The sequence below is a fragment of the Streptomyces huiliensis genome (assembly GCF_020037025.1).
GTDB classification, from domain to species: Bacteria; Actinomycetota; Actinomycetes; order Streptomycetales; family Streptomycetaceae; genus Streptomyces; species Streptomyces huiliensis.
Window position 1 is genome coordinate 1 of sequence record NZ_JAIQLH010000518.1, and the last position, 1,500, is coordinate 1,500.

Below are 1,500 nucleotides of genomic sequence, written 5' to 3' on the forward strand. Positions count from 1 at the left end.
CGCCGGGCGGTCCCGGCGGTACGCCGTGAGGGCCCCTGAAGGCCGGTCACCAGGGATGGTCGGGGGCGTCGTCCGGTTCGGTGACCCAGCCGGCGGCCAGGATCAGGCCGGTTTGCCGGTGCACGGCCAGGAAGCCGTGCGGGCGCGCGAAACTCGCGAACACCCGCCGGAAGCGCTCGTTCGGCACCCCGGAGGCGGCCATGCCGAACGCGGTCACGGCCGCCGCTTCGAAGCCGCGCGCGGTGAACGCCGCCACGGTGTTCTGTCGCGCCGACGACACGGCCAGCGGGACGGGGCTGATGCCCGGGAAGTGCCCGGCGGAGCGGTCGGTGGCCGACCGCAGGCCGAACGCCTCGGGGCGTTCGAGCAGGTCGTGCTCGGCGCGGACGGTCCACCGGGCGGTGGACGTCACCAGGGCCGGACGGCTGTCCCAGCCGGTCGCGTCGGCGACGGTGACGCCGGGGCCCGGCGTGCCGTAGGGCAGGGCGGAGCCCGGGACGGTGGCGTGGTCCCCGGCGAGGACGGCCGGGGCCGCCGCGAGGACGTCCGCGCCTCCGGCGTTCTCGGCGCCCAGGACCAGGTGCACGTCCAGGCCGTTGTCCCCCCGGACCTCGACGAGGGTCAGCGGTCCGGCGGGGGTGTCCGGTGCGACGCGGACCGCGTCGAGGTCGCCGGTGGTCCGGTACAGGCCGGCCAGCCGGCGGCCCTGCCAGGGGCCGGTCTCGGGGGTGAGCCAGCCCTCCGAGAAGGGCACCGCCCACCGGGTGCGGACGAGCAGGGCGCCGGCGAGGACCAGCGCGAGGTCCGGGCCGGTCGGCACCGGCATCGACGGGATCGCGCCGTCCGTGTGCTCGGCGGCCCAGGCGTCGAGGGCACGGCCGTCCCGCTCGGCGTCACCGGTCAGGTCGCCCCGCACGCCCTCGGGCAGCCGCGCCGCCCACACCGGCCGGACCGGCACGTCCCGCCGCGTCCACAGCCCGACGGCGGCGTCGACGCCGTCGGCCGCGCGCAGCGTCCCGATCAGCCGGCGTCCGCGTTCGGCGGCGTCGGCCGCTCCGGGGACACCGGTGACCGCGCGCAGTTCGAGGCGGGCCGGCCCGTCCGCGCCCGCCGCCAGCAGGGCGAGCAGCGGCCACACCGCGGCGGCGGAGAACACGGTCCCGCGCCCCGCGCCGGGGCCCACGGCGACGCGCGCCCAGTCGGCGGTCAGGTCGTTGACGGACCGTATCGATGCTTCGTCTGCTTCGTCTGCTTCGTTCGGCACCGGGTGCCCACTCCTTTCGTTCCGGACTTCGCGAAGATCAGGACGCCGCGGGCGGCCGCCGGGTTGCGGCACGCCCGCGTTCCAGGACCAGGTGGCTCCAGGTCACGTCCGCCCGCCCGAGCGGGTCCCCACCGTGCGCGCGGTGGACGGTGGCGAGCCCGCGTTCGTGGGCGAGGGCGAGCGTCTCGTCGGCCGTGACGAGGAACATCCGGCGCCCCTCCGGCACGGGCCCGTGC

Annotated in this window: 1 protein-coding gene and 1 pseudogene; both read right to left on the minus strand. The window is 77.7% G+C overall.

Annotated features, from left to right (window positions below; translation table 11 throughout):
• Positions 1 to 46: 46 nt before the first annotated feature.
• The gene (locus JNW98_RS35595; protein WP_223772390.1) at positions 47 to 1,264 is read right to left on the minus strand and encodes a serpin family protein; all 1,218 of its coding nucleotides are present in this window, start codon (positions 1,262 to 1,264) and stop codon (positions 47 to 49) included.
• Between the two features lie 37 nt (positions 1,265 to 1,301).
• Positions 1,302 to 1,500: pseudogene (locus JNW98_RS35600) on the minus strand (hypothetical protein); the annotation flags it as partial.